Source organism: Paenibacillus sp. lzh-N1 (assembly GCF_002872435.1).
Taxonomy (GTDB): domain Bacteria; phylum Bacillota; class Bacilli; order Paenibacillales; family Paenibacillaceae; genus Paenibacillus; species Paenibacillus polymyxa_C.
The window spans coordinates 3,574,482-3,598,052 of sequence record NZ_CP025696.1 but is presented as its reverse complement, the minus strand read 5'-3'; the positions used below and the strand labels follow the sequence as shown (position 1 = coordinate 3,598,052).

The following is a 23,571-nucleotide window of genomic DNA, read 5'->3' as shown; positions in this document are numbered from 1 at the left end:
GCAGGATGGCTTGGTGCAAGCCTTCTCTACAGGACTGATTTATACTAAAAATGAGTTTGTTTCACCTAGTTATCTTTATCGCCTAAAAATAGATTAACTTTGACAAGGGTATGAAGTCTACAGCCGTGTCCGGCTACGCACTTCAAAGATGGCAAATTTCAAATAATGACCTTCCTCCACACCTAAAATTTGAGGATGGTCCTTCCCTGCCGCTCTCCAATCTACCAGTCGGAGGATTTTGCCGGCATCTGCCGCCGCTTCCTTAATCGTGTCCAAAAACAGCTCTGGCCTCATATGGAACGAACAACTCGCCGTTACCAAATAACCGCCCTCATTGACAAGCTTCATCCCATGAAGGTTGATATCTTTATATCCACGTGTAGCTCCTTTGACAGCACTCTTCGTTTTGGCAAAAGCTGGCGGATCCAGAATAACTACGTCAAAGGTGCGTCCGCCTCCCGCAGTCAGCGGCTTGGATGTATCTCCTTTGCCCCCCGCTCGCGCGGTGCGTTCCTCTACACCTTTCACCTGATTACGTAAATATTGAAAAGCATCGTCGACGACAAACTCGACGCGATCCTCAAAACCGTTCAGCTTCACGTTATCCCGAGCACTTTCAATCGCATGTTCAGAAATATCCAGACAAGTTACTTTTTTCGCACCATGTTTACACGCATTGAGCGTAAAGCTACCTGTATGTGAAAAACATTCCAATACAGTTGCGCCGTCCCAGAATGGGAATTCAACCACCTTACCACTTTTATTCACAGGCTTCATGACCGTTGTGGCGTCATCACCTGGGGTTGCAGCTACTTCTTGTAACGTAATTCCGCTACGCGCTCCCCAACCTGTCATCAACGGCGCGATAGCCGCGCGATTTTCACGCTGGTCAAAGAAATAGCCAGTCTTTTGGCCCTCTTCGATATCGACTTTGATTTGTAAGCCATTTTCCGTCACCACCACATGGCGCGGGCAATCGCCGTACAAAGGACCTTTCGTCTGTTCCAACCCTTCCAGCTCGCGGATGGATACATCACTACGCTCATATATACCAACTGGCCCCATGACTTCAACAAGCGCATCTCTGATTTCTTCCCTGCGCCGATCCATGCCAAGCGTTAACAGCTGAACGACCAATACATCACCAAAACGGTCTACAATCAGCCCAGGCAAAAAATCAGCCTCGCCGTACACCAAGCGATAAGCGTTCCCCCCAGTCACAAAGCGTTCGCGATGCTCCAAACAATTACGGAAACGTTGGGCAAAGAAGCTTTGGTCCATCACTTCCAGCGGCTCATAGGACATCACACGCACTGTAATTTGCGAAGCAGGATTATAGTAACCTGTCGCCAAATAACGACCTTGATGGTTAAGGATGTTGACCAAATCACCTGCTTCTGGATCACCCTCAATCTTGGCTATTTCATTTTTAAACACCCAAGGGTGTGCTTGCTCCAGCCTTTTTTTGCGGCTACGTTCTAATATTACTGAAGGCAAAATCCTTCACTCCTATTCTTGAATTACTTAAAGTCCTTAAAAGTGTGGTGTTCGATGGGACGCAGCTCTGCGGTTCATTTGTTCGTACGATCGCTGGCGCTTCTCCAGATTCAAATGAACCGCTTCGCTACTGCCCGCCTGTATATCGATGTCACGCTTTTAAAGCTTGTGAAGATACTTCAAAATTATTGTTCCGTAAAAAACTGCTCACCCATGCTTGTCATGGCTGTCCTTGACAGATCATAGGCTGTTACATAAGTATTTTCACCTAGAAAAGGGGGGCTATGCCCGTGTTCATACATGTTATACTCCCACTGTGCGGTGGGCTGCTTATTTTTTTAGGCGGAATGAAGCTGATGGAAGCTGCCCTCCGGCATTTGGCTGGCCCCTTCCTTACCCGCTGGCTGAACCGGGCTACGGTTTCCCCTTGGCGGGGAATGCTGTTCAGCTCAGGCATTACCGCCCTACTGCAAAGCAGCACCGCCGTAACGGTGCTGACGATCGGACTGGTCAACGCCGGGCTGTTGACCTACGGCCGCACGCTCGGCATCATTCTCGGCACCAATATTGGCACCTGCCTGACGACCGAGCTGATGGGCCTCCAGCTCGGCAAGCTGGCTGTTCCGTTGCTATGCGGTTCACTGCTATGCTGGGGCACTGCCGTTCTGTGGGGAGAAACGGTCGCTGGCCGCCAGTATGCAGCTGCCGGAGCTTCACCCAGCTCTAATGGGCTCAGCCGCCCACAGGCTGTACAATTTATCAGCCTCGTCTTTGCCGGATTTTCGCTGATTCTGGCAGGTATCCGTGTGATGCAAGCCGTCGGCCCCTGGATTGAACAGGCCGGACTATTCCGCTGGTTTCTTGATCATGCTGCAGCCAACATGTGGTGGGCCTTCGCTGCTGGAGCCTGCCTGACCGCACTGGTTCACAGCAGCGCAGCCGTCATCGGTATGGCAATCAGCCTGGCTGCTGCGGGTGCCTTACCAGTCGATGTAGGGATCGCCATCGTCATTGGCTCCAATGTAGGCACCTGCGTGACTGCCCTGATTGCCGCTGTTGGCGGCAGCGTGTCTGGAAAATTTGTGGCCTGGTCCCATGTGCTGTTGAACGTAGGCGGGGCATTGCTCTTTATGCCGTTGATCCCTGGACTGGATATGGTCGCCACCTGGATATCTACCGAGCCCGGTGCCAAGGTAGCGCATGCCCAAACCCTGTTTAACGTCATCAGCTCTCTGCTTGCCTTGCCCCTCTGTTATTTACCTATATGGACACGTATAGAGGAGCGTATGTCCCTCCATAGAACTAAACGTTAATTCCTAACATGGACAGCGCCTTGCTTAGAATGACATCATTGTTGTCATATCCACCCTGGCGCTGAAGACGCCAAGCTTCTTCGGGCGTATGCCAGGCAACGCCTTTGATTTCTTCAATCTGTGCCTGTAAATCTCCATCCAGTGCCTCTACGAGATAATAATGAACTTCCTTGTCCACTTCTCCATATTCAGGGTGCTGGTACGTGTAAGCAATCATATCCACATGCTGAATGATCCGGCCATTCAGCCCTGTCTCCTCACGAATCTCACGTAAAGCTGTTTGTTCGATCGTTTCACCCGGCTCCATTTTGCCTTTAGCCAACGATATCTTGCTATATCGGTCAGTAATGAGCTGGATTTCAAGTTCTTCCCCCTGTTTGCGAAACACTACGCCACCTGCGGAAATTTCCTTTTTTGCTGCCATCCTGTAATCTCCTTTCCTTGCGCAACAAGGATTCCATCCTCTCTGTAAGGAAAGGAGAAATCCTTGTTGGCCATCACTATTGCCTGTTTAGGCTCTTTTTTTACAAAGCTGTTTGCAGCCCATTTTCCAATACGCGGACCAATTGACCTTCACTTTCATTAACGCCTGCCTTCGTCAGCTTCACGCGGCACACCTTGCCAACCAGATCCTTATTACCTTCAAACACCAGTTGAATGTAATTGTCGCTATAACCGTAAAGTATGCCGCTATCTTCGGTCCCTTTAGGGGCTACTTCAGGAATAACCTCCAGCACTTGACCAACAAACTTCTGAGCATATGCCAGCTGCATTTGCTCTGACAGTTCAATCAGCTCACGCACACGCGCATTTTTCACGTCCTCGTCCACCTGATCCTCCATACGTGCCGCAGGTGTTCCAGTACGCTTGGAATACGGGAATACGTGCATCTCTGAAAACCCGATTTTTTTCATCAGCTCATAGCCATTGCGGTACATTTCGTCCGTTTCCCCAGGGAAGCCGACAATTATATCTGTTGTAATCGCTACATCCGGCATTGCCTTCCGAATCATAAGCATTTTGTTATAAAACTCTTCTGTCGTGTATTTGCGGCGCATCCGTTTCAGCACCGTATCGTCCCCTGCTTGAAGCGGTATGTGGAAATGGCGAACCAGCTTATTGGAGCGTTTCAGCACGTCCAGCATTTTTTCATCAATCTGGCTGGCTTCAATTGAACTGATACGGATACGTTCCAGCCCTTCCACTTTCTCTAGATCCCATAACAGATCGGATAGGTCATAATTATCCATATCGTCGCCATAACCACCCGTATGGATACCCGTGAGTACGATTTCCTTGTAGCCTGCGTGCACCAGTTGACGCGCCTGTGTGATAATGCTCGCCGCATCACGGCTGCGGGATAAGCCCCGCGACCACGGGATAATACAGAAGGTGCAGAAGTTATTGCAGCCATCCTGAATTTTTAGAAACGCGCGGGTATGATGAGCAAAATCAGGTACATCCATTTCCTCAAACACACGGGTCTTCATTATATTACGCACCGCGTTTACGGGTTGACGCGACTCTTGGATCTCCTTTACAAACGGAATAATCTTATCTCGGTCCTGCGTACCAATAACAAGATCAACACCTGGAATATCCATAATTTCAGCTGGAGAAGTTTGAGCGTAACAGCCCGTCACTGCCACAATGGCATCTGGATTTCGGCGAATCGCGCGACGAATGATCTGACGGCTTTTTTTATCACCGGTGTTCGTAACCGTACATGTATTAATTAAATAGACATCAGCAGTCTGCTCGTCAAAATCCACCTGCTCATAACCTTCTTTTTTGAACAGCTGCCAGATCGCTTCTGTATCATAAAAGTTTACCTTACAACCTAATGTGTAAAATGCCACTGATGGCATATTAAACCCCTCCCATTTCTCCTGTCTCATATAAAATGCATGCCAATGCAACCATACCTGCGGTCTCCGCACGCAAAATACGTCTTCCCAGTCCTGTAGACTGTGCCCCGGCCTGCTCGGCCTCTAGGCTTTCCGCTTCAGTAAAGCCGCCTTCCGGGCCCACAACTACCAGCACACGCGGCTTGTCTGTGGACGCCCATTGTCCTGCAAAAGGCTGGATTACATCCCGTAGCTGCCGACCCTGCTCTTTTTCATAACAATAACATATCAAATCATACCCAGCAAAAGAAGCCAGAAGTTCTTTCCACGTCAGGGGTGCGCTAATTTCCGGAATCCGGTTACGATGGCTTTGCTCAGCCGCTTCCTTCACAATTTTGCGCCAACGCTCCAGTCGCTTGCCTTCCTTTTTGGCATCATACTGTACGACCGTACGCTCGGATAAAAACGGTACGAAACCGGTGGCTCCGATTTCCGTACATTTTTGCATCACTGTCTCCATCTTGTCCCCTTTAGGAAGACTCTGCGCGATAGTGATCTGAACATACGGTTCAGAGGTCATCTCCAGCGGTTCAATAATCGTCGCTTTCACATGATCCTGCTCAATCGTATCCAATGCAGCCAGCGCTTCCCTGGATACCCCGTCACTGACTATAATTTTGTCGCCACTACGGCCGCGCATGACTTTGGCAATATGCCGTGCGTCCTCACCCGTAACAATGACGTGATCTTCTAGAAATTGCTCTGCCGGAATAAAATAACGCTGCATTCTCTCACACCTATTCTAAAAATAACTATTATCCATTAACGCTCCGTACAAATTCCGAATAAATCACCAAGCACCATCATATCATCTTTTGCTCCTCTATGACCAGTCTGTTCCCTCTTCCATTCACGTTATACCGATTCTCGTAAAAAAAGGAGCCCTTAGGCTCCGAATAATCCGGTAATGTAAAAAGAGAACTGCAAAAACTGTATATAAATCATCTGAGACAGCGTATATAGAGGTTCAATCGTTACAGCTCGTACCTGTGGAATTACCAGTATAAGCAGAAAAATAAAGATCGACCATTGCTCAAAGTGCTGAAGCTTGCGGCGCACAGGAGTCGGAGCCACATCCTCCACAATCCGGTAACCATCGAGTGGAGGCAGTGGGATCAGATTAAAGATAAACAAAAACAGATTTAAATTGATCAGCGCATTGATAAACAAATAGATTGCCTGTGCCACCCGCTGGTTCTCCATTCCCGGCAATACTTGAAAATGCAGGAGCACAGCATAGATTAGCGTTGTCACAAATGCAAGCAGCAGATTGCTCAGCGGACCAGCAGCTGATACGATAATGCCCATGAGGCGCGGACGGCTAAAATTGTCACGATTAACCGGAACTGGCTTGGCCCAGCCAAAGCCTCCGATCAACAGCAGCAGCGTACCCAGCAGATCAATATGAACTGCCGGATTTAAAGTCACGCGCCCAAGCAGCTTGGCCGTAGGATCACCAAATTTATTGGCATAATACGCATGCGCAAATTCATGCACCGTAAACGATATGATCACAGCCAGCAAGTAAAATGGAAGGACATTTAAATTCACACGAAAAATACTTTGTAAAAAATCCATGCTTACCTCTTTCTCGCTACAAACGCCAGCCAATCTTCATCTCGGTTGATTTCAGCAATTTCAAAGCCAGCAGCTTTCAATGCGGTTTCGACAGCCTCTTCTTTGTTCTTCCAAATTCCTGAAGCAATATAAATACCGCCTGGCTGTAGGGCATTATATACATCATCAATGAACAGCAAAATGATCTCGGCTAAAATATTAGCTACCACCAGCTTGACCGGCAGTTGAATACCCAGCGTTGGATCACTTGCATTGAGCACGGAGAGCAAATCGCTTTCTTTAATGGTGATGCGCTCCTCCAGTCCGTTCAAACGCGTATTTTCACGCGCACTCGATACTGCCACCGGGTCGAGATCCAAGGCAAGTACATGCTTTGCTCCCAGCTTTATCGCTCCAATGGCTAAGATACCGGAGCCTGTACCAACATCAATGACTTCTTCTCCACCCTGAATCACGGATTCCAGCGTTCTCAGGCAAAGGGATGTCGTCGGATGTGTACCAGTGCCGAAGGCCATACCCGGATCGAGCTCAATGATTTTTTCATCTTCACTCGCAGGCTCATACTCTTCCCAAGTCGGTTTGATGGTCAAATGATCCGATACACGTAAAGGCTTGAAATATTGCTTCCAGGCATTAGCCCAATCATCCTCGTTGACCGTTTTCAGCTCATACTGAACCTCGCCAGGGTCAATATCAAATGTTCTCAATTGTTCAACCCGCGGCTCAATTTGTGCACGCACGCTGTCCATGTCTATTTCTTCAGCAAAATAGCCCTTGATGATCGCTTGTCCTTCAGGAATATCGTTCAAAGGGCGATCGTACCACTGTCCATAAGACGTATCCCGAGGCTTGTTGAGCGAACCGGATTCTTCAATGGAAACCCCTCCCGCACCTGCTTCGTGCAGAAAATTCGAAATCATTTCGACAGCTTCCTCGCTTGTATGTATTGTAATTTCATTCCACAACATGGTTTACATTTCCTCCTCATTTCACATGCATACATTACATTGTACTATATACTCGCATAGGAGTTCAAAAAAGCAGATGGACTCATTATTGAAAATCAAACACCTGCGACTACTGCCTTTATCTTTAGCCCTCTAGTTTTTAGCGCAACAGCATGTAGCGGATAATGAATAGAACAAGGGGAAAACACAAATAAGACGGGCTATCCCGCAAATCACCTTTTTAGATGGGATACCCGCCTTATTGTATTCTACTCGTTGTCGTTTATGATACGTTGCTGACGGCGGTCAGCTACTTCACTACGCCGGATCGCTTCCAGATCCTCAGCATCTGCCTGCTCTGCCGAGAACTCAACATCTTCGTTTTTGGCAGATTGCATGCGTTTGATTTTCTCGGTTTTGGTCAGCACTTTATCGAACCGTTTGTTTTTAGACATCGGTCACTGCTCCTTCCAAACTTGTCACAGCATTCCACCCGCTTGTTCCACAATAGACATCGCCTGATGATGAATGGATTCATCCACCACCGCAGTCAACAAAATATCGCGGCCGGTCGGTCCACCTTGTCCTCCATCACTCATGCCACTGGCAGCAGGATCAGCCGCAGCCAGTATTGCAGGAGACGCATCTGTAAAATCCACGCCCTGTGTGAGTGAGGACAAGCTGCTAATCTGTCCCGAGAACACAGGCAGTCCGGCGTTGCCCGTAGACTGCCGCGGATACCGGCTAAAACGATCTATCGACATATCCGTTACCCGGAGAGCCTCCAATTTTCTCGCGGCTCCCTGTGCTTCCTCAGGACTTTTGAAATACGCCAAAATATTTTTTTCGCCCATCCCAAAATCTCCCTGTGTAGTATTGAGCGTAACCTTGGTTGAGAACATAGACCGTTACGCTTTGTTATATCCTGCTCATTGGCAAGACTTTATATTCTCCACGAAAGCTAAACGGATACAGACATTATCAACAACAGCAGGCCAAGACCGTGAACTAAAGTTCGTGAAGACCATAACTTTTACGGATGTAAAGTAGCGGCCGGAGCTTCTCCTGACATGGCTACTCCTGTCTCCCAGGCTGCGCGAATAACAGCATCCCGTACCTTCTGAACCACCTTCGCATTAAAAACATTCGGTATGATATAAGTTTCACTTAGCTCCTCAGGGCAAATGGCATCAGCAATGGCAAGACCGGCTGCCAGTTTCATCTCCTCGTTAATCGTCTTGGCATGGCAATCCAGAGCGCCCCGAAAAATTCCCGGGAAGCACAGCACGTTATTAATCTGGTTAGGAAAATCGGAGCGGCCGGTAGCAAGCACACGCACATAAGGTAAGGCTACAGCCGGATCAATTTCTGGCTTCGGATTCGCCATAGCAAACACGATAGGATCAGTTGCCATGCTCTGTATGTCTTCCACAGTCAGTATATCTGGACCAGATACACCGATGAAAACATCAGCTCCCACAATTACCTCAGATATGCTTCCACTTAAATTATGCGGGTTAGTCATGTTCGCATACTCTGTCCAATGCGGGTTACTGTATTCTACACCACGGTGAATGGCTCCTTGCCGATCCACGCCAATCAGATTGCGTACCCCTGCCTTGAGCAGCATACGGGAGCAGGCCATACCTGCCGCACCGATCCCGGCAAATACGACTTTGACATCTTCCATTTTTTTGCCGCATACCTTTAGTGCATTGACCAACCCTGCTAATACAACAACTGCCGTACCATGCTGATCATCATGAAATACTGGGATGTCGAGTTCCTGCTTCAACCGTCTTTCAATCTCAAAACAGCGTGGCGAAGATATATCTTCCAAGTTAATGCCGCCAAAGGCAGGAGCGATCATTTTGACAATTTGAACAATCTCATCAGGGTCCTTCGTATTGAGACAGATGGGGAATGCATCGACACCTGCAAATTGTTTGAACAGTACTGCTTTACCCTCCATCACAGGCATAGCAGCCTCTGGCCCGATATCTCCCAATCCAAGTACCGCGGTTCCATCTGATACGACCGCTACTGTATTTTTTTTGATCGTTAATTGATATGCTTTGGCTGGGTCATTGGCGATTTCCATGCAAATTTCAGCTACACCCGGCGTATAAACTTTGGATAACCCCTCCATTGTTTCAATTGGCTTCTTGGGTAAGGTCTCCATTTTGCCACCTGCATGTAATTCTCTAATCTCATCTATTAAACTGCTCATATTTTTCTCCGTCCTTTCATGCCTCTATTGGATATGAAACTCAGTCCTGTGTATAAATCTCATCAGCTCCATAATTGGAGTAACAAGGTGGCTAAAATGACCGTGCCCGCCCCGCCAATCCGTGTAGCAATTTGGGCAAAAGGCATCAGTTCCATCCGATTGGATGCAGACAGAATGGCTACATCGCCCGTGCCCCCTAATCCGCCGCGACAACTGGTCACCAAAGCAGCTTCTACGGGATACATGTGAATCCATTTTCCTGTGAAGTATCCAGTAACAATCAATGCAACCACTACAGATGCACAGGTAATCGCATAAGGAACCGTTAGAATCCCAACTACACTATCTAATGGCACATACAAAATACCTAACCCCACCATCAAGGGCCACGTCAGACTAGCGGTTATACATTTGTACAAATGAAAAGCTCCCTGCTCCAATGTGTTCGGCATGATCTGAATACATTTAATTAATGCCGCCGCCAGAATCATGAGAATCGGCCCTGGAATATGGAGATACGGCTCCAGCAGCTTACCCACAATAAAGAAAGTACAGGCCAACAACAGACCACCACCCATTAATGGAAAAGAAACGGATTGTCCCAAGTTTACCGGAGATAACTCACCTTTGTCTTTTTCGAGTTTTAACAACCTTCCGTTACCAGAAGTGTTTGGTTTTTTCTCCGCTAATCTCTTCAAGACGCCTGCACCTATAATTGCAACAATGTTACCGATAATTGCAGCCGGGATAAACTGGGATACGAATACTGCAGAATCCTTGCCCAGTACCATCCCATACGAAATGGACAACGGTAAAATACCTTCTCCAATCCCGCCGGAAATAATCGGAATGATGATGAAAAAAAATGTATGATAAGCACTGTAGCCAAAAGCCATACCCACCACCATACCGACGGCAACAGCAGCAATAGATCCTATGATAATGGGGGCAAAAATTTTGACAATTCCATTCATCAGCATTTTGCGATCCATACCAAGAATACTGCCGGTTACTAGACATGCGATGTAAAAATAAAGAAAATTCGAGGTTTTCATAAGCGTGTGCACAGCCCCCATCGCAGATGGACTGAACATATTCCAAAATACCATTAACGATGGAACCATAAGGGATAAAATGGCTGGCCCGCCTATATGTTTAAGCAGCGGAAGTTTGGCTCCCAGATCACTGAGCAATATACCTAAAATCATGATGACGGCAAACCCGCCTAATAGATCGTTCGGAAGTCTTTCTGTAATTGCAGCCGCATAAACAATTAGCGCGATCACGGCATATAGCGGAAGAGGAATCACTCCCACCTTTATCCTCCCCAGCATCCTAAACCCATCTACAGTATTTTTACTCCATCTTTGCCCCTTTTGAATGACAGGCTGGTTCGTAGCATTTTCCATAAATCTCCCTCCATAAAGTGAAGAATGATGATCATGTTCCCATTCTACACCTTGGAAAACGCTTTATTTGGTTTTAAAACTAAGAACTAGCTTTTGTAACTAAAGTAATCAGAAATAGGGCTAAATATAACTATTGATGATTCCTTCTGCCTGCGGCAAAACCTGATATTGGTAAACAGGGCGTCCAATGGTACCATATATAGTTTCCATAGAAAGCACTTCAATCTCTGTCATAAAAGCCAAATACTTGCGCATAGACACCCTGGAGATCCCTGCACTCTCCGCAATATCCTCCGTGGAAAATAGAACCTTATGATGCTGCTGGATACAATTCCATATCATAGCCAGCGTGGATTTCGTTATCCCCTTGGGCAACCGTGCCAAGTCTTTAGTCAAGCTTTTATGATAAATCAGTCGATCCAGCTCCTCCTGCGATAGTAGACTGCGCTCACGCACAATACTAATGTGTTCTCGATACCCGGTAAGTGCCTCTAGAAAACGGTTAAAGTGGAAAGGCTTGATCAAATAATCCACAGCGCCAAAATTCATCGCCTTTTTGACACTACTCATGTCACTTGCAGCTGAGATGACAATAACATCCACATTCACTCCAGACTCCCGTATGAATGACAGTAAATCGAGGCCATTACTTTCTTGCATATACACATCCAGCAATATCAGATCAATAGCTTGTTCAGCTAAATATTTCTTAGCCTCTTCCACCGAAGAAGCCCAACCGCCACATTGGAATCCCTCTACCTGCTCCATATATTTGCGGTTAAATTCTGCAACCATCGGATCATCTTCTACAATCAGGACATTAATCATGTTCATCATTCCCCGCTATAATGTATGGAATCTTAATCTGAAAACAGCACCCCTGCTCGACTGGGATCAACTTTACACTACCTTGTAGCCTCTTCACGCTTTGCGCCACTAGATAAAGTCCCATCCCTCGTGACTCTCCCTTGGTCGAAAAACCTTTTTCAAAAATAGCCTTCACAAGGTCCTCCGGTATACCCGGACCATTGTCGCACATGATACAGGTCAGACAGCCATGCTTCTGATTTTCCTCATAATAAAGTGAAAGGGTAATCCGCTTGTGCTCCAGAGATTCCATCGCCTCCACCGCATTATCAAACAGATTGCCAAGAATAGTAATCAGCTCGTGAGTCGTTTGAGTTTGACTGGATTCAGGCAAGTGACTACCCGGAGTCAGTTCAAAACTTACCCCTGCCTCTCTGGCCCGGCTTAATTTTCCTAACACAAACCCCGCCATCACTGGGTCCTTAAGCTGCCGAGTAATGGAACCAATCTCTACTTGATGATGTTCGACGGCGTCCATAATATAGTGTTCCAGTTTATCATACATTCGCAAGTGCACCATCCCCATAATGACATGCAGCTTGTTCATAAATTCATGAGCCTGTGCGCGTAGTGCTTCCGTGTACAAAGAAACTCCGGTCAAACGTTCCGCAAGCTGGTTCATCTCCGTCTTATCCCGAAAGGTTACAATGGCTCCGACAATTTTTCCTTTGACCCGTATCGGAACACTGGTGGTCAGCAAGGTGATCCCACCCAGCTCCATCTCCTCATCCATCAGTGGAGTGCTTACTTCCAAGACCTCTTGTAATCGGAAAGCAGATAAATAAACAGTAATTTCCTGTCCAGAGAATGAGAAGTCTTCAATTCCCGCTTGCCTCAGTAAACGGATCGCTTCTGCATTCATCAACATGATACGACCGCATTCATCCACTGCAATGACTCCTTCCTTGATGGACTGCAACATCGCGCTGCGTTCCTCCAGCAAACGTGCGATTTCCGGCGGTTCCAGACCGACCAGCATATTTTTGATTTTACGAGCCAGCACAACCGCTCCTCCTGTGCCAATCAACATTCCGATACCAATGGCGATAGCAATAAGACGGGTGTTGCCTTCCTGGGCCCGCTGTATATCTTGCATGGATATACCAACAACAATTGCCCCTACCTGCTTTCCCGTCACACTGAACACGGGGGAAAAGGCTCGCATGGACATGCCTAATGTCCCCTTTGCAACGGACACGCTCTCCTGACCATGAAGTGCAGTATACTCGTCTCCTCCGACAAAGGCTTTGCCAATCCTCCTAGCATCGGGGTGCGTTTTACGAATTCCCTTCATATCCATAACCACGACAAATTGGATATGATTCGCTGTTGAGACCTTCTTCACATACTCCTGCATGGAAGGAGAAGAACCCGTCTGTTGCAATTGCTCGATAATAAGCGGTGTATGGGCGAGTGTACGCGCAATGGACATTGCCTTTTCCTCAAGCCCCTTCTCCGTTTCAAGCTCAACTCTCTCCGCAAATAACAGTGTTACTGGCAGGAGCACAAGTGCCATAACCAGACATACGAGCAGCGTTATTAGACCTCTGAGCTTTAAAAGCGGCTTACCTCGACGCAGACTTGTCCGTATTTTTTCGATGGAACTCACCCCTTTCTAGTTGATAGAAGCTCAATAGTTAACTTTGGTTATACAAAAATGGCTATGTATGTGTTTACGTGAATATAAAAAAAGGGACTATCCCGCAATTGCGGAATAGTCCCCTCGGATTCATGATTGAAGCTCCGCGATTTAGACTTTGGCTTAGTCGCCTCGGAAAGCCCGCTTCACACGATCAAAAAAGGACTGCTCATTCTCATGTGTCTGCTCTCCACTAAGCGAAGAGAACTGACGCAGCAAATCCTTCTGTTCCTCACTCAGCTTGCTAGGCGTTACCACAACTACCTTAATATGCTGGTCACCTTGACCTACGCCGCGCAGTTTTGGCACACCCTTTCCTTTAAGACGGAAATAAGTGCCTGTTTGTGTGCCTGCTGGAACTTTCAGCTTCACTTTCTCGGTCAACGTAGGGATCTCCACCTCATCTCCCAATGCTGCCTGTGAAAACGTCAGCGGAATTTCACAGTAGATATCGTCTCCCTCACGCTCAAAGAAGTCGTGCGACTTCACACGGAATACGACGTACAAGTCACCAGCCGGTCCTCCGTTGACACCGCCTTCGCCTTCCCCGTTGATACGCATTTGTGCGCCGTCATCCACACCCGCCGGAATGCGAATATGAATTTTACGTTTCTTGCGGACACGGCCTGATCCGCTACAAGTCGTACATTTTTCCTTGATAATTTTTCCGGAACCGCCGCAATTGGAGCAAGCGCGTCGATTAACCATGCGGCCAAACGGTGTATTCTGTACCACTTCTTCTTGTCCACTGCCATGGCAGACGGAACAGGTCTGTGGTTGAGTGCCCGCCTTGGCTCCTGTACCATGACACGTATCGCATGTTTCCGTACGTTCAATTTGAATGTCGGTTTCTTTACCAAACACCGCTTCTTTGAATTCAATCGTCATCGTATATTGAAGATCGTTCCCTCGTTGCGGTGCATTCGGATCACGCCGACCGTTGCCGCCACCAAAGAACATATCAAAAATATCACCAAACCCGCCACCGAAGTCGGCACCACCAAAGCCGCCTCCCATGCCCTGATTTGGGTCTACATGACCGTATTGGTCGTATCTTGCCCGCTTCTGACCATCGCTGAGAACATCGTAAGCTTCTTTTACTTCTTTAAATTTAGCTTCTGCGTCCGCAGCCTTGTTCACGTCCGGATGATACTGACGCGCAAGCTTGCGGTAAGCCTTTTTGACTTCTTCATCCGAAGCGCCTTTTGCGACACCTAGCACCTCATAATAATCACGCTTATCAGCCAATGTTCCACCCCCATGCCTACAACGTGTCTGCACTACATATAAAAGGAAAGCCAAAGGCGCGGGATGACCCGGCTCTGACCTTCCCATCATTTCAAGGCAGTACAACCCGTAATATGCTTATTTATCTTGGAAATAACGGTTACCCTTAGGCTAATTGTTATTTATCAAGGCAGCTACGCTGCAATTACTGTTCAGTATATCATAACGTACCGGTATACCGTAAAGTTACACTACCCGATCCGTTGCTTAGTCTTTCTTCTGATCTTCGTCAACAACTTCATAGTCCGCATCAACAACATTGTCACGGCCTTTGCTGTCTGCTGCTCCGTCTTGAGCTTGTGCTGCTTGAGCAGCTTGCTCATACAATTTTACAGACAATTGCTGAACGATTTCAGTCAGTTCTTCAGTAGCTTTTTTGATGTCTTCCAGGTTGTCGGATTCCAGCGTTTTTTGCAGATTTTCTTTAGCTGCATTTGCTTTTTCGACTTCACCTGCATCCGCTTTTTCGCCCAGATCTTTAATCGTTTTGTCTACGGAGTAGATCAGTTGGTCCGCAGCGTTTTTCGCTTCTACCAACTCTTTGCGTTTCTTATCTTCTTCCGCATGCAACTCGGCATCCTTCATCATACGTTCTACTTCTTCGTCACTCAAGCCGCTAGAAGATGTGATCGTAATTTTTTGGCTTTTACCTGTGCCTTTATCTGTAGCAGATACGTTCACAATACCGTTCGCATCAAGGTCGAAAGTAACTTCGATTTGCGGTACACCACGTGGTGCTGGAGGGATATCTCCCAATTGGAAACGGCCCAGTGTTTTGTTGCCTGCTGCCATTTCGCGTTCACCTTGCAGCACGTGAATTTCTACGCTAGGCTGATTGTCGGCATACGTCGAGAATACCTGCGATTTGCTCGTAGGGATTGTCGTGTTACGATCAATCATTTTGGTGAATACGCCACCTGCGGTTTCAATACCGAGGGACAGTGGAGTTACGTCAAGGAGAACGACGTCCTTAACATCACCTGTCAATACACCTGCTTGAACTGCTGCGCCCAAAGCTACTACTTCATCAGGGTTTACGCCTTTATGAGGCTCTTTACCTGTCAGCTTTTTGATTGCTTCTTGTACAGCTGGAATACGTGTAGAGCCGCCGACCAAAACGATTTTATCGATGTCGCTAGCACTCATGCCTGCATCTTTCATCGCTTGACGAGTAGGTCCCAAAGTACGTTCAACCAGACCTGCAGACAATTCTTCAAACTTCGCACGAGTCAGGTTCAACTCCAAATGCTGTGGAACGCCATCAGCTACTGTGATAAACGGCAAGGAAATTGTCGTTGTCAGCACGCCGGACAGTTCTTTTTTCGCTTTTTCTGCTGCGTCTTTCAGACGTTGTACAGCTGCTTTATCTTTGCTCAGGTCAATACCTTGATCTTTCTTGAACTCATTTACGAGGTAATCAATAATCACTTGGTCAAAGTCATCGCCACCCAGCTTGTTATCGCCGCTTGTTGCTTTAACTTCGAAGAAACCATCGCCCAGTTCCAAAATGGATACGTCGAATGTACCGCCGCCCAAGTCATATACGAGGATCGTTTGGTCTTCGGATTTTTCCATACCATATGCCAATGCAGCTGCTGTTGGCTCATTGACAATCCGCAGAACTTCCAGACCGGCAATTTTACCTGCGTCCTTAGTTGCTTGACGTTGACCATCATTGAAGTAAGCTGGAACAGTGATAACCGCTTGAGAAACCGTTTGGCCCAGATAAGCTTCAGCGTCAGCTTTCAGCTTTTGCAAAATCATAGCGGAAATTTCCTGTGCGGAATATTCCTTACCATCGATGTTTTCTTTATGATTTGTACCCATGTGGCGCTTGATGGACATGATTGTACGATCCGGGTTCGTAATTGCTTGGCGTTTTGCCGTTTCCCCCACAGTACGCTCCCCATCTTTTTTGAAACCGACAACGGAAGGGGTTGTGCGCGCGCCTTCCGGATTTGGAATAACGACGGCTTCGCCGCCCTCCATAACAGCCACACAAGAGTTGGTTGTACCTAAGTCAATACCGATTACTTTGCTCATCGGACAATTCCTCCTTCTGTATATACGAGGCCCTCAGGCCAGAATGGTTGAATCAAAATGATGTAATTCTAATGTATATAGAAAAAGTTACATGCTAACTTTTACCATCGCTGGACGAAGCACCTTGTCCTTCAGCATGTATCCTTTTTGTACCTCTTCAACGACGATGCCTTCATCATGCTCTTCGCTCTCTACCTGCATAATAGCCTGGTGGAAATCAGGATTAAACGGTTGTCCCACTGCATTCATGGCCGTCACTCCCTCTGCCTGAAGCACACTCTCAAACTGGCGGAAAATCATTTCCACGCCTTTGGTGAATGACTCAGACTCCGCTCCTTGCGATGCTGTTGCCAGCGCTCGCTCGAAGTTATCCAGAACAGGCACCAACTCGGTAACAAGCTTCATAGACGCATATTTAGCAAGGTCTTCTTTTTCTTTCAGTGTACGGCGGCGAAAATTATCAAAATCCGCCTGTGCGCGCAAAAACCGCTGCTGATGCTCCTCAGCCTCTGCACGAAGTTTTGCCACCTCTGTGTTTTCTTCCTCGGCTTCCAGTGATGCCGCTTCATTCACCGGCTCTTCCTGCTGGCTCGTTTCGGCAGCTTCCTCTGTGCTTACATTTTGTTGTTTTTCATCTTGGAACGCTTGTTCTTCCTTCAAAATGTTTCACCTCCTTCAAGTCATAACTACCCATACAAAAGCACGCAACAATGCACCCGCGCAGGATACAAGCCGTATCCCGGCGCGGAACATGTAGGACCGCAACCTGTGCGATCTTGTTCTATTTAAACCGTTGCGTTAGCATTGCGGTCAAATCCTTAGACAGGATACCCAAAATATTAATAACTCTCGCATACTCCATCCGCGTCGGACCCAATATACCTATCGTACCCAACGCTTCTCCGTCTACTGCATATGTAGCAGTAATCAGGCTGCAATTGGCAAATGCTTCATGATCATTTTCTGTACCGATGCGGACTTGAATTTCAGGGGCTCCGGCTACAGGAGTCATCAGTTTAAGCAGCGTTGGTGTTTCCTCCAGCAGATCGAGAATATGTTTAACCTTTTCTACATCTTTAAATTCAGGTTGATTCAGCATGTTCGTCGCACCGCTCAAATACAAGCGCTGATCCGATTCATTATCGAGTGCTTTATCCAGCACCTTCATAGCGTCCTCAAAATGAGACACATGCTTCTCCATTTCCTGACCAAGCGCGGTGTAAAGGCGTGATTTAAGCTGATAAATCGGCACACCGACCAGCTTGCTGTTCAGTAAATTCACAACCTTTTCCATCTCGGAAATTGAAATTCCAGGTGGAATATCCACCGTTTTATTCTCCACCTGACCGGTATTGGTCACGATAATCGCCACAGCCGTCGTTTCGTTGAGCGGCAACAGCTGAAAATGACGCAACGAAGTATGAAACACCTCCGGCCCAAGCAAGATGGAAGTATAATTGGTCATATGGGATAAAATGCCTGATGCATGCTGAATCACTTGCTCCATTACATTCAGCTTTTCGGCATAAAAGGCTTTTAGTTCCCGCATTTCCATAGGCTTCAGTGTATTTAGTGGCACCAAATGGTCCACATAATAACGATAACCTTTATGTGACGGGATGCGTCCCGCAGAAGTATGGGGTTGCTCCAGATAGCCCTGTTCCTCCAAATCCGACATTTCATTACGGATTGTGGCTGGGCTGAATCCGACATCCTGCCTTTTGGATATGCTGCGGGAACCCACTGGCTCAGCCGAACGAATGTAGTCATCAATAATCGCATTCAAAATGAGTCTCTGACGTTCGGTTAACAAGCGAATCCCCCCTTATCGTTTATCCATAATAGCATGATTGTTAAATGGAATCATTAGCACTCGTTCGCGATGAGTGCTAACTGATAATACAAAAATACCAAACCGACCTGATCATTGTCAAGTCAGATCAGTATTTTCAATAAACGAGATTTATTACATCCATTTTGATTATTGATATGGAAACAGAGCGTTTACACTTTTTCACATAAACCCTCATTATTCATCATATCCAAACCGTATTTATGTATAGGGATACAGAATGCAAAAAATTGAGACTGTGTCTCCAAACTGTTGTAACTTTATTGTCTTTGAGGAGGAATAGGATCTGAGAAGCCAGCGCCGCAACCTTTTATACGCATTAATCGCTCTTTCACCTACAATTTGTATGTTTTACATTTTAATCGAATTGTTTCCGTACACAGGTCTAGGAAGAATCCTTGCTTTGCCACTAGTTTTTATTCTGAACGCTGCCCTTATGATTTCAGTGATCCATTTAATTCGTAAATTAAGAACCTTGTGGTGTGCCTTAATCTTGATCCCTACAATACTGTTAAGCATATGGAATACCATTTTATTTTACCCACAAGAATTCAGTCCAAGCATTCCCAAGCAAATAAAATATAGTGTCACTGCTATATTACATTATGATGATTTAACACCAGCTGATTGGGAAGAGTACACATATCGTCCAAGCCGAACTGGAGAGTCTGAAAAATATATTGTCGCCTTGTATAAATACAAAGGTCAAGTCCCGTTAGATGGCACTGCATACTATTATAATGATACGGATTACCATAAGGACCATCCCATAAGAAGCCTGAGTGATATACCTTCGGAACTGGAGCCTCATCATCAATTTATTTGGTGGTTACTCCAAACATTTGAGAAACGAACAGGGGCACAATAATGTAAGCTGTAACACATACGCAAGGCTGCGTCCTGATAAAAAAACAATGAACTGACCTCATTATTGACAGGTCAGTTCAGTACTTTCAACACTGCGATTTCATCACAATTGTTTTGTTTACTGCAATGAATGCAGTCAGTCCATACCTTTTCAGGGAAAATCTCTTTGCTAACTACATCAAAACCGTTTTTTATAAAAAAGGATACCTCGTAGGTCAGTGCCATAATTTTAGGGATATGTTGCCGCCGTGCTTCTCTAATAAGGCCTTCCACAAGCTTGGAGCCGATTCCCATTCCTTTATGCCCCTCAGAGATACCAAGGGAGCGAATCTCTACCAAATCAGCCCCCAATTTGCATAAAGAACCACAACCAACGACTTCGCCGTCCACCTCTGCAACAATAAACAGCTCCAGTTGGCGCGTAAGCACTTCCCTTGAACGTGGCAGCATAATCCCCCGCTCTGCATAGCCGCTAATCATTTGATATAAAGGCTCCACATCCTCAGGAACCGCACTTCTGCACAATACATCTTTACACACTGAAGCCATTTTGCTCTCCTCCTGCCGCTTGCCGCATATAATGAATAAATATACAACATTACGCATAGAATCGCAATACTCCATTTACCCTGCTGTGGCAGAATGGTGTAATAAAATGATGGCCCAGCTTACGAAGTCAAAATGTACTATATTGAAGCTTGCAACTTATGAATTTACCGTGATCGAACCGATGAACTCTGCAAATACGTCATTTCCGAATAAAATACCGCGTTCGCTCAAACGATACCCATCCTCGATTGATTCGATTAATCCTGCATTCAGCATTTTTCTAAGAGGAACTGTAAACGTGTCTTCCAATGTCTGACCGAATTGAGCTTCAAAGCGGGATTTGGACACACCCTCCAGCATTCTCAAACCGACCATGAGAAAGTCCTCCATAGCTTCCGCCGTCGGCACCTCAAAGCTGTCCAAACGCGGTAGGCCATTCCGAGTAGCCTCCACATAAGGGTTAATGCCCTTAATGTTCATATGACGCTCTCTGCCAACATAACCATGTGCCCCAGCGCCAAGACCATAATAATCCTCATTCCGCCAATAAGTCATATTGTGCTTACTACCCAAACCTGGTTTAGCGAAATTGCTAATTTCATACTGTTCATAACCCGCTTCTTTCATGCGACGCATAAGGAGCAAATACATTTCCAGTTCGTCATCTTCATGTGGAAGTGGCAGCTGATTTTTCTGGTATAACGTGTGGAAGAGCGTGTTTTCTTCAACCTTCAAACTGTAGATAGAGTAATGAGGAAGATCCAGCTCCAGCGCTCTACTGACGCTTTCATCCAGCATGTCGACCGTTTGGTTCGGCAAACCGAACATCAGGTCAATCGACAGATTGTCCAAGCCGGCCTTACGTGCGTTTTCCAAACTACGATAGACGTCATCTGTACTATGAATACGACCTATGCCTGTAAGCAGATCATTCTGGAAAGCCTGCACACCAAAACTGAGTCGATTGACGCCGCCCTCTTTCATCACAGAAAGTTTTTCAAAATCAGTTGTGCCAGGATTGGCTTCCATGGAAAACTCAATATCTTCCGCCCAGTTTGGAAAATAGGTACGAACGCTCCTCAGGAAATATTCCATTTCCTTCGGATTGAGGGTTGTTGGTGTTCCTCCCCCGACAAAAATGGTCTTTATCTCTCCTGGCGGGTGAAGTTTGACCGTATGTTCCATCTCCCGTTCTAAGGCATACAGATATTCCATAACAGGCTGATCCTTGAGCACATAAGAGTTGAAGTCACAGTAAAAGCATTTATTCGTGCAAAAAGGTATATGCAGATAAACCGCTTGAGGCGCGGATGAATATTCATGTTTTTGTATGGATGCGGTCATACCGATCCTCCTTGTCGATTCAGGGTATAGTGAGAAAATGAGCCGAGGTCGAGACCAACCGCTTCGTGTTCCATTTGATCTTCTGATCGCTGTTACTCCCCAATTTTCCATTATATAAGCACTCTTAGGGATAAAATTGGGGAGTAAAGGCGAACGCTACGCTTCTCCAGATTCAAATGGCCCACTCCGCTGCTGCCCACCACGAATCGGTCATTTTTTGTGGTGTAGGTGTTGCAGTAAACGAAAAACATTTTAGACATACTCTAAAGATTTAAATATAGTTGCCATATTACTCTAAATCAGAACTTGAACGAGCTCTCTGTCCTGAATAGCTTGCTCAAATAAAGAACGTCCATTCTTCATGCATGGCAAATGCCTCATGAAAGAATGGACGAATACTTCAATCTGCTTTACTCATCTATCTTCAGTACCGCCATAAATGCTTCCTGTGGTACTTCTACGTTACCGACCTGCTTCATACGCTTCTTGCCCTCTTTTTGCTTCTCAAGCAGCTTCCGTTTACGGGAAATATCGCCGCCATAACATTTGGCCAAGACGTTTTTCCGCATAGCCTTAACGGTTTCACGCGCAACAACCTTTGTTCCTACAGATGCCTGGATTGGCACCTCGAACATTTGCCGTGGAATCAACTCGCGCAGCTTCTCACAAATGATACGTCCGCGGTGGTAAGCTCGATCTCTATGCACGATGAATGACAATGCATCGACCTGCTCACCATTCAACAGAATATCCATCTTCACCAGATTAGATTGGCGATAGCCTGAAATCTCATAGTCAAAGGAAGCATAACCTTTGGTGCTGGATTTAAGCTGATCAAAGAAATCATATACGATTTCAGACAAAGGAATCTGGTACGTAATCGTTACCCGTGTTGTATCCAGGTACTCCATGTTCACGTATTCACCACGCTTGCTCTGACAAAGCTCCATAACCGTACCTACATAATCATTGGGCACGATGATGCCTGCCTTAACATATGGCTCTTCTACATGTTCAATACGTCCTACTTCCGGGTAGTTGGATGGGTTATCAATTTCAATCGTTTCCCCGTTAGTCAATTGTACACGGTAAATTACGCTTGGTGCCGTTGTAATCAGCGGAATATTGAATTCACGTTCAATACGTTCCTGAATAACGTCCATATGAAGCAGACCAAGGAAACCGCAACGGAAGCCGAAGCCCAACGCACTGGATGTTTCCGGTTCAAAGCTGAGCGAAGCATCGTTCAGTTGCAGCTTTTCAAGCGCCTCACGCAAATCGTTATATTCCGATGTTTCAATTGGGTACAGACCGCAATACACCATTGGATTAATTTTCCGATAGCCTGGCATCGGTTCTGGTGTTGGATTTTTGGCATCCGTTACCGTATCCCCGACACGAGTGTCGCCCACATGCTTGATTCCGGCAACGATAAAACCAACATCACCGATATTTAGCTCATCCACGATCGTCATACGTGGCATGAAAGCTCCAACCTCGATAACCTCAAACGTTTTGTCAGTGGCCATCATCTTAATTTTCGAACCCGCACGGATACTGCCATCTACAACACGTACATATACGATAACGCCTTTATAAGGATCATAATGCGAATCGAAAATAAGCGCCTTGAGCGGATTATCCGGATTTCCTTGCGGAGCAGGCACACTTCTGACCACCTGTTCCAAAATTTCCTTGATACCGATTCCAGCTTTGGCTGAAGCATGTACGGTTTCGCTCGTGTCCAAACCGATAACATCCTCGATTTCCTGCTTTACCCGTTCAGGATCAGCACTTGGCAAATCAATCTTGTTAAGCACTGGCAAAATCTCCAGATTGTTGTCCAACGCCAAATAAACGTTAGCCAATGTCTGCGCCTCAATCCCCTGCGCTGCGTCTACTACCAGCAAAGCACCTTCGCAGGCTGCCAAACTACGAGATACCTCATAGGTAAAATCGACGTGTCCCGGTGTATCAATCAAGTTCAAAATGTACTCTTCGCCGTCATCGGCCTTATAAGTGAGTCGCACTGCCTGGAGCTTAATCGTAATCCCGCGCTCCCGCTCCAGTTCCATCTGGTCAAGCACTTGCTCCTGCATTTCGCGGGAAGTGAGTGCACCGGTGTACTCCAAGATCCGGTCAGCCAGCGTAGATTTACCATGGTCTATATGTGCAATGATACTAAAGTTCCGAATTTTACGTTGTCTTGCCAAAATGTCAGTCATGCCTTACCCCCACACAA

21 protein-coding genes are annotated in these 23,571 nt (G+C 46.5%); 2 read left to right on the top strand and 19 right to left on the bottom strand.

From position 1 onward, the window contains the following. Positions 1–117 precede the first annotated feature (117 nt). The gene (locus C0638_RS16430; protein WP_040103303.1) at positions 118–1,497 is read right to left on the bottom strand and encodes a class I SAM-dependent rRNA methyltransferase; all 1,380 of its coding nucleotides are present in this window, start codon (positions 1,495–1,497) and stop codon (positions 118–120) included. A gap of 290 nt (positions 1,498–1,787) precedes the next feature. On the opposite strand from C0638_RS16430, the gene C0638_RS16425 reads away from it, so the two are divergent. Continuing rightward, positions 1,788–2,810 carry a Na/Pi cotransporter family protein gene (locus C0638_RS16425; RefSeq protein ID WP_013372162.1) on the top strand — a complete coding sequence of 341 codons (1,023 nt, stop codon included), beginning with the start codon at positions 1,788–1,790 and terminating at the stop codon, positions 2,808–2,810. Here C0638_RS16425 and C0638_RS16420 read toward each other — a convergent pair. From C0638_RS16420 to hrcA, 15 genes are all read right to left on the bottom strand, one after another. Further along, positions 2,800–3,234: an NUDIX hydrolase gene (locus tag C0638_RS16420; RefSeq protein WP_058710233.1), complete on the bottom strand. Its 435-nt coding sequence runs from the start codon at positions 3,232–3,234 to the stop codon at positions 2,800–2,802. The two genes, C0638_RS16425 and C0638_RS16420, sit on opposite strands and share 11 nt — an antisense overlap. 100 nt (positions 3,235–3,334) lie before the next feature. After that, positions 3,335–4,678, bottom strand: coding sequence for a tRNA (N(6)-L-threonylcarbamoyladenosine(37)-C(2))-methylthiotransferase MtaB (gene mtaB / locus C0638_RS16415; protein WP_040103301.1), 1,344 nt, complete (start codon positions 4,676–4,678; stop codon positions 3,335–3,337). Between the two features lies 1 nt (position 4,679). Then, a complete protein-coding gene (locus C0638_RS16410) occupies positions 4,680–5,444 on the bottom strand; it encodes a 16S rRNA (uracil(1498)-N(3))-methyltransferase (RefSeq protein ID WP_040103300.1) in 765 nt (254 codons plus the stop codon). A gap of 158 nt (positions 5,445–5,602) precedes the next feature. Then, positions 5,603–6,295, bottom strand: coding sequence for a site-2 protease family protein (locus tag C0638_RS16405; protein WP_016821607.1), 693 nt, complete (start codon positions 6,293–6,295; stop codon positions 5,603–5,605). Between the two features lie 2 nt (positions 6,296–6,297). Further along, entirely contained in the window at positions 6,298–7,263 is a 966-nt protein-coding gene (gene prmA, locus C0638_RS16400) for a 50S ribosomal protein L11 methyltransferase (RefSeq protein WP_058710234.1), read from the bottom strand. A 248-nt stretch (positions 7,264–7,511) separates the two neighbouring features. Further along, positions 7,512–7,697: a YfhD family protein gene (locus tag C0638_RS16395; RefSeq protein ID WP_016821609.1), complete on the bottom strand. Its 186-nt coding sequence runs from the start codon at positions 7,695–7,697 to the stop codon at positions 7,512–7,514. Positions 7,698–7,721: 24 nt separating this feature from the next. After that, entirely contained in the window at positions 7,722–8,096 is a 375-nt protein-coding gene (locus C0638_RS16390) for a hypothetical protein (RefSeq protein ID WP_016821610.1), read from the bottom strand. 179 nt (positions 8,097–8,275) lie between these two features. After that, a complete protein-coding gene (locus C0638_RS16385) occupies positions 8,276–9,472 on the bottom strand; it encodes an NAD(P)-dependent malic enzyme (protein WP_058710235.1) in 1,197 nt (398 codons plus the stop codon). A 62-nt stretch (positions 9,473–9,534) separates the two neighbouring features. Next, positions 9,535–10,881 carry a 2-hydroxycarboxylate transporter family protein gene (locus tag C0638_RS16380; RefSeq protein ID WP_058710236.1) on the bottom strand — a complete coding sequence of 449 codons (1,347 nt, stop codon included), beginning with the start codon at positions 10,879–10,881 and terminating at the stop codon, positions 9,535–9,537. Positions 10,882–11,001: 120 nt separating this feature from the next. Further along, positions 11,002–11,709, bottom strand: a complete 708-nt coding sequence (gene dcuR, locus C0638_RS16375; RefSeq protein ID WP_013372172.1) for a two-component system response regulator DcuR — start codon at positions 11,707–11,709, stop codon at positions 11,002–11,004. Beyond that, positions 11,702–13,264 carry a DcuS/MalK family sensor histidine kinase gene (dcuS, locus tag C0638_RS16370; protein WP_040103294.1) on the bottom strand — a complete coding sequence of 521 codons (1,563 nt, stop codon included), beginning with the start codon at positions 13,262–13,264 and terminating at the stop codon, positions 11,702–11,704. Before dcuS ends, dcuR begins: the two co-directional genes overlap by 8 nt. Before the next feature lie 246 nt (positions 13,265–13,510). Beyond that, the gene (gene dnaJ, locus C0638_RS16365; RefSeq protein WP_013372174.1) at positions 13,511–14,635 is read right to left on the bottom strand and encodes a molecular chaperone DnaJ; all 1,125 of its coding nucleotides are present in this window, start codon (positions 14,633–14,635) and stop codon (positions 13,511–13,513) included. 246 nt (positions 14,636–14,881) lie between these two features. Further along, positions 14,882–16,717 (bottom strand): molecular chaperone DnaK, encoded by a 1,836-nt coding sequence (dnaK, locus tag C0638_RS16360; protein ID WP_013372176.1) that lies wholly within the window; start codon positions 16,715–16,717, stop codon positions 14,882–14,884. Positions 16,718–16,804: 87 nt separating this feature from the next. After that, positions 16,805–17,377 carry a nucleotide exchange factor GrpE gene (grpE, locus tag C0638_RS16355; RefSeq protein WP_040103293.1) on the bottom strand — a complete coding sequence of 191 codons (573 nt, stop codon included), beginning with the start codon at positions 17,375–17,377 and terminating at the stop codon, positions 16,805–16,807. 121 nt (positions 17,378–17,498) lie between these two features. Then, positions 17,499–18,530: a heat-inducible transcriptional repressor HrcA gene (gene hrcA, locus C0638_RS16350; RefSeq protein WP_013372178.1), complete on the bottom strand. Its 1,032-nt coding sequence runs from the start codon at positions 18,528–18,530 to the stop codon at positions 17,499–17,501. 442 nt (positions 18,531–18,972) lie between these two features. On the opposite strand from hrcA, the gene C0638_RS16345 reads away from it, so the two are divergent. After that, complete coding sequence (locus C0638_RS16345) at positions 18,973–19,437, top strand: hypothetical protein (protein WP_058710237.1); 465 nt, start codon at positions 18,973–18,975, stop codon at positions 19,435–19,437. Positions 19,438–19,508: 71 nt separating this feature from the next. On the opposite strand, the gene C0638_RS16340 is transcribed toward C0638_RS16345, so the two are convergent. The 3 genes from C0638_RS16340 to lepA all read right to left on the bottom strand — a co-directional run bounded on the left by C0638_RS16340 (position 19,509) and on the right by lepA (position 23,554). Continuing rightward, positions 19,509–19,985, bottom strand: a complete 477-nt coding sequence (locus C0638_RS16340; RefSeq protein WP_025674283.1) for an N-acetyltransferase — start codon at positions 19,983–19,985, stop codon at positions 19,509–19,511. A 156-nt stretch (positions 19,986–20,141) separates the two neighbouring features. After that, positions 20,142–21,329: a radical SAM family heme chaperone HemW gene (gene hemW, locus C0638_RS16335; RefSeq protein ID WP_013372181.1), complete on the bottom strand. Its 1,188-nt coding sequence runs from the start codon at positions 21,327–21,329 to the stop codon at positions 20,142–20,144. Between the two features lie 410 nt (positions 21,330–21,739). After that, positions 21,740–23,554, bottom strand: a complete 1,815-nt coding sequence (gene lepA / locus C0638_RS16330; RefSeq protein WP_013372182.1) for a translation elongation factor 4 — start codon at positions 23,552–23,554, stop codon at positions 21,740–21,742. Positions 23,555–23,571: the final 17 nt, after the last annotated feature.